This window comes from Streptomyces durbertensis, assembly GCF_014156695.1.
In the GTDB taxonomy this organism is placed as follows: Bacteria; Actinomycetota; Actinomycetes; order Streptomycetales; family Streptomycetaceae; genus Streptomyces; species Streptomyces durbertensis.
The window spans coordinates 1-5,380 of sequence record NZ_WMLF01000371.1 but is presented as its reverse complement, the minus strand read 5'-3'; the positions used below and the strand labels follow the sequence as shown (position 1 = coordinate 5,380).

Genomic DNA, 5,380 nt, shown 5'->3' with positions numbered 1-5,380 from the left:
CCCCCCCCCCCCCCCCCCCCCCCCCCCCCCCCCCCCCCCCCCCCCCCCCCCCCCCCCCCCCCCCCCCCCCCCCTTTTCAAGCAGAAGACGGCATACGCGATTTCCTGAGGTCTCGTGGGCTCGGAGATGTGTATAAGAGACCGGTCATCTACCTGCTCGACGCGACCGAGCAGGCCGTCGCCCGGCTGCGCGCCCGGCTCGACGCGCTCGGCGACTCGCTGGTGGTCGTCGGCGGCGACGGCCTGTGGAACGTGCACGTCCACGTCGACGACGCGGGCGCGGCCGTGGAGGCCGGTGTGGAGGCCGGCCGGCCGCACCGCATCCGCATCACCCACTTCGACCGGCTCGCGGAGCAGCCCCCGCCGGCCCCCGAACCGGCCGCCCGCGCGGTGGTCGCCGTGGTGCCCGGTGACGGCCTCGCCGCGCTGTGCGCCGAGGCCGGCGCGACCGTCCTGACCACCCGCGCCGGGGAACCGCCGGCCAGCGGCGAACTGGCCGCCGCCGTCACCCGGGCCAACGCCCGCGAGGTGATCCTGCTGCCCGGCAGCGCCGAACTCCGCCACCCGGCGGCGGCCGCCGCCGAACAGGCCCGCGCCGCCGGACTGCGGGTGGCGATCGTGCCCACCCGCTCACCGGTCCAGAACCTCGCCGCGCTTGCCGTGCACGAACCGTCCCGCCGCTTCGACGAGGACGTCGTGGCGATGACCGCCGCGGCCGGCGCCACCCGCTTCGGTGAACTCACCGTCGCCGAACACCGCTCGTGGACGACGGTCGGCGTCTGCGAGGCCGGCGACCTCCTCGGCATGATCGACGGCGACGTCGCGGTCATCGGCGGCGAGCTGTTCGAGACGGCCGCCACCGTGCTGGACCGGATGCTCGCCGCCGGCGGCGAGCTGGTCACCGTGGTGCTCGGCGCCGACGTCGACCGCGCGCTCGCCGACCGGCTGGAGCAGCACGTGCGCCGCGGCCACCTGGGCGTCGACACCCTCGTCTACACCGGCAGACAGAACGCGCCGCTGCTCATCGGCGTCGAGTAGCGTCCGTCGACCGCGCCCGGGCCGTCCGCCGCGGCGTCGTCCCTCGCACTGTCACAGCCGTAAGCCAAGATGGGGACCGTGTCCGCACTGGCTGATCCCCTGAAGAAGGTCGTGGGCGGCAGCACCGCCACGGTGATGGCCGAACAGCTCGGCCTGCACACCGTCGGCGACCTGCTGCACCACTACCCCCGCCGCTACGCCGAGCGAGGCGAGCTGACGCGCCTGGCCGACCTCCCGCTGGACGAGCACGTCACGGTCGTCGCCCGGGTCGCCGACGCCCGGCTGCTGAAGTTCAACCGGGGCCGGGGCCAACGGCTGGAGGTGACGCTCACCGACGGCAGCGGGCGGCTCCAGCTGGTCTTCTTCGGGCGCGGCGCCTTCGCCCACGAGAAGCAGCTGCTGCCCGGACGGCGGGGGATGTTCGCCGGCAAGGTCTCGGTCTTCAACCGCAAGCTCCAGCTCGCGCACCCCGAGTACAAGCTGCTCGACGAGGACGACGGGCGGGAGGCCGTCGAGCGCTTCGCCGGCGAGCTGCTGCCGCTCTACCCGGCCTGCCGCCAGCTGAACTCCTGGAAGATCGAGCAGGCCGTCGGCACGGTGCTGGACTCGCTGGAGGCGATCGAGTGGGCCGGCCTCGTCGACCCGCTGCCGAGCACCCTGCGGGACTCCCGGGGGCTGCTGCCGCTGCCGGAGGCGCTGACCGCGGTCCACCGGCCGCGCACCAAGGCCGACATCCATGCTGCGAGAGCGCGGCTGAAGTGGGACGAGGCGTTTGTCCTCCAGGTCGCGCTGGCCCGCCGCCGACTGGCCGACGAGCAGCTGCCCGCGACACCCAGGACGGCGCGACCGGACGGCCTGCTGGCGGCCTTCGACGCCCGGCTGCCGTTCACCCTCACCGAGGGCCAGCAGCGCGTCAGCCGGGAGATCCACGACGACCTCGCCCGCTCCCACCCGATGCACCGGCTGCTCCAGGGCGAGGTCGGCTCCGGCAAGACGATGGTGGCGCTGCGCGCCATGCTCACCGTGGTGGACGCCGGCGGGCAGGCGGCGATGCTCGCCCCGACGGAGGTGCTGGCCCAGCAGCACCACCGGTCGATCGTGGAGATGATGGGCGACCTCGCCGAGGGCGGCATGCTCGGCGGCAGCGAACTGGGCACGAAGGTCGTGCTGTTGACCGGCTCGATGGGCTCGGCGGCCCGCCGGCGGGCCCTGCTCGACCTGGCCACCGGCGAGGCCGGTGTGGTCATCGGCACACACGCGCTCATCGAGGACAAGGTCCGCTTCCACGACCTGGGCCTGGTTGTCGTGGACGAGCAGCACCGGTTCGGTGTGGAGCAGCGCGACGCGTTGCGCTCCAAGGGCAGCCGGCCGCCGCACCTGCTGGTCATGACGGCCACCCCCATCCCGCGCACGGTCGCGATGACCGTTTTCGGCGACCTGGAGACCTCGGTGCTCGACCAGCTCCCCGCCGGGCGGGCGCCGATCGCCACCCACGTGGTGCCGGCCGCCGACAAACCGCACTTCCTCAGCCGCGCCTGGGAGCGGGTCCGGGAGGAGGCCCTGGCCGGGCACCAGGCGTACGTCGTCTGCCCCCGCATCGGCGACGAGGAGCCCGCGGCGGACGGCGGGAAGAGCCGGAAGACGGCGGAACCGGAGGAGGTCGCGGACGGCGACGGCACGGGGCCGGAAGGGCCGGAAGGGGAGGAGCGCCGGCCGCCGCTGGCCGTCGTCGACGTCGCCGCGCAGCTCGGCGGGCTGCTCTCCGGGCTGCGGGTGGCGGTGCTGCACGGCCGGATGCCGCCGGACGACAAGGACGACGTGATGCGCCGCTTCGCCGCCGGCGAGCTCGACGTGCTGGTCGCCACGACGGTGATCGAGGTCGGGGTGAACGTCCCCAACGCGACCGTCATGGTGATCATGGACGCCGACCGGTTCGGCGTCTCCCAGCTCCACCAGCTGCGCGGCCGCGTCGGGCGCGGATCGGCCGCCGGGCTGTGCCTGCTGGTCACCGAGGCGCCGGAGGCGAGCGGGGCCCGGGCCCGGCTGGACGCCGTCGCCGCGACGCTCGACGGGTTCGAGCTCTCCCGCATCGACCTGGAGCAGCGGCGGGAGGGCGACGTCCTCGGCCAGGCGCAGTCCGGCGTCCGCTCCAGCCTGCGGATGCTCACCGTCATCGAAGACGAGGACGTCATCACCGAGGCCAGGCGGGAGGCGACGGCGGTGGTGGCCGCCGACCCGACGCTGGAGAGCTGGCCCGGCCTGCGCACCGCGCTGGACGCCCTGCTCGACGCCGAACGGGAGGAGTACCTGGACAAGGGCTGACCGCCTCCCCGCAGCGCGGGATGGTCGGCCGGCCGGCGCGAACGGCCATATCGTGGGGGGCACAAGACCGACCGACCTGTAAGGACTCGCCCGCCATGCCTCGCGTGATCGCCGGAAGCGCCGGTGGCCGCCGGTTGGCCGTGCCGCCCGGCACGGGCACCAGGCCCACCTCGGACCGTGCCCGGGAAGGCCTGTTCTCCAGCTGGGAGGCCCGGCTGGGGGAGTGGACCGGCCGGCGGGTGCTCGACCTGTACGCCGGTTCGGGAGCGGTGGGACTGGAGGCGCTGTCCCGGGGCGCCGCGCACGCGCTGCTCGTGGAGGCCGACGCGCGGGCCGCGAAGGTGGTCCGGGAGAACGTCCGCGCCACCGCCCTGCGCGGCGCCGAGGTGCGCACCGCCAAGGCCGAGCAGCTGCTCCAGGGGCCGCCCCCCGACGTGCCGTTCGACGTCGTCTTCCTCGACCCGCCGTACGCCGTCACCGACGACCGGCTCCGGGAGATCCTGATCACACTCCGTACGGAGGGCTGGCTCTCCGGCGCCGCCCTCGCCACCGTGGAGCGCAGCACCAGAGGCGGCGCATTCCGCTGGCCGGAAGGCTTCGAGGCCCTGCGATCCCGTCGCTACGGCGAGGGAACGTTTTGGTACGGTCGCGCGGCCGAAGAAGTTACCGACGCGTCATGACCAGCCCGGAGAGCGAGGGAAGACCAGTGCGCCGCGCCGTCTGCCCGGGGTCGTTCGACCCCATCACCAACGGACATCTCGACATCATCGGCCGGGCCTCCAAGCTCTACGACGTCGTGCACGTCGCGGTGATGATCAACAAGAGCAAGCAGGGCCTGTTCGCGGTCGACGAGCGCATCGACCTCATCCGCACGGTGACCGCCGAGTACGAGAACGTCGAGGTCGAGGCGTTCCACGGGCTGCTCGTCGACTTCTGCAAGCAGCGCGAGATCCCGGCGATCGTCAAGGGCCTGCGCGCGGTCAGCGACTTCGACTACGAGTTGCAGATGGCGCAGATGAACATCGGGCTCTCGGGCGTCGAGACGCTGTTCGTGCCGACGAACCCCACCTACAGCTTCCTCTCCTCCAGCCTGGTCAAGGAGGTCGCGGCCTGGGGCGGCGACGTCTCCCACCTGGTGCCCGAGCCGGTGCTGACGGCGCTCCGGGCCCGGCTGGCCGAGCGCTGACCGGTACGGCGGAGGTACGTGCTTCGGCTGTCGCGGGGGCGTCCGCTGGCCGTACAGTCACCCCCGTGGACGTACAGCAGAGACTCGACGAGATCGTCACGGCGGTCAAGAGCGCCCGCTCCATGCCCATGTCGGCCTCCTGCGTGGTCAACCGCGCCGAGCTGCTGGGCATGCTGGAGGAGGTGCGGCACGCGCTCCCCGGCTCCCTCGCGCAGGCCCGGGAGGTGCTGGGGGACAGGGAGCAGGTCGTCGCCGAGGCCCGTCAGGAGGCCCAGCGGATCATCGACGCGGCGCACCACGAGCGCGGCTCGCTGGTCTCCGGCACCGAGGTCGCCCGCCGGTCCCAGCAGGAGGCCGACCGCATCCTCGACGAGGCCCGCCGTGAGGCCGCCGAGATCCGCGCCCAGGCCGACGACTACGTCGACAGCAAGCTGGCGAACTTCGAGGTCGTGCTGAGCAAGACCATCGGCTCCGTCGACCGCGGCCGGGAGAAGCTGCTCGGCCGCACCGCCGACGGCCAGGACCTCCCGGGCGATGACCCGCAGGAGTACGCCACCGACCCGGAGACGCGCAGGCAGCGCGCCGAGGAGTACATCGAGGCGCAGTTCAGGGCGTTCGAGGCGGTGCTGGCCAAGACCCTGGAGGCCGTCGGCCGCGGACGCCAGAAGCTCACCGGCCACCGGCCGACAGACGAACTCGCCGAGCACATGGCGGCCCAGGACGGCGAGGGCGGCCCCGGCAGCGGCGTCCGCGCCTCCGACGCCGACTACCTCGCGGGTCTCGCCGGGATCCCCGACGCGACGAGCCCGTCCGCGCCCGCCCCGGCACCCCAGGC

5 protein-coding genes are annotated in these 5,380 nt (G+C 73.8%); all 5 read left to right on the top strand.

All coding sequences use genetic code 11. The features are described 5' to 3' along the window. Window positions 1-1,037: fatty acid kinase subunit FakA-related protein (locus tag GL263_RS20565; RefSeq protein ID WP_500294571.1), on the top strand; the 1,037-nt coding region annotated here is incomplete at its 5' end. Window positions 1,038-1,106: 69 nt separating this feature from the next. Beyond that, complete coding sequence (gene recG / locus GL263_RS20560) at window positions 1,107-3,359, top strand: ATP-dependent DNA helicase RecG (protein ID WP_194377750.1); 2,253 nt, start codon at window positions 1,107-1,109, stop codon at window positions 3,357-3,359. 95 nt (window positions 3,360-3,454) lie between these two features. Next, window positions 3,455-4,039 (top strand): 16S rRNA (guanine(966)-N(2))-methyltransferase RsmD, encoded by a 585-nt coding sequence (gene rsmD / locus GL263_RS20555; protein WP_182857208.1) that lies wholly within the window; start codon window positions 3,455-3,457, stop codon window positions 4,037-4,039. A gap of 26 nt (window positions 4,040-4,065) precedes the next feature. After that, entirely contained in the window at window positions 4,066-4,545 is a 480-nt protein-coding gene (gene coaD / locus GL263_RS20550) for a pantetheine-phosphate adenylyltransferase (protein ID WP_182857210.1), read from the top strand. Between the two features lie 65 nt (window positions 4,546-4,610). Then, window positions 4,611-5,380, top strand: a 770-nt coding sequence (locus GL263_RS20545; protein ID WP_182857207.1) for an ATP synthase subunit B family protein, incomplete at its 3' end; no start/stop codon positions are given.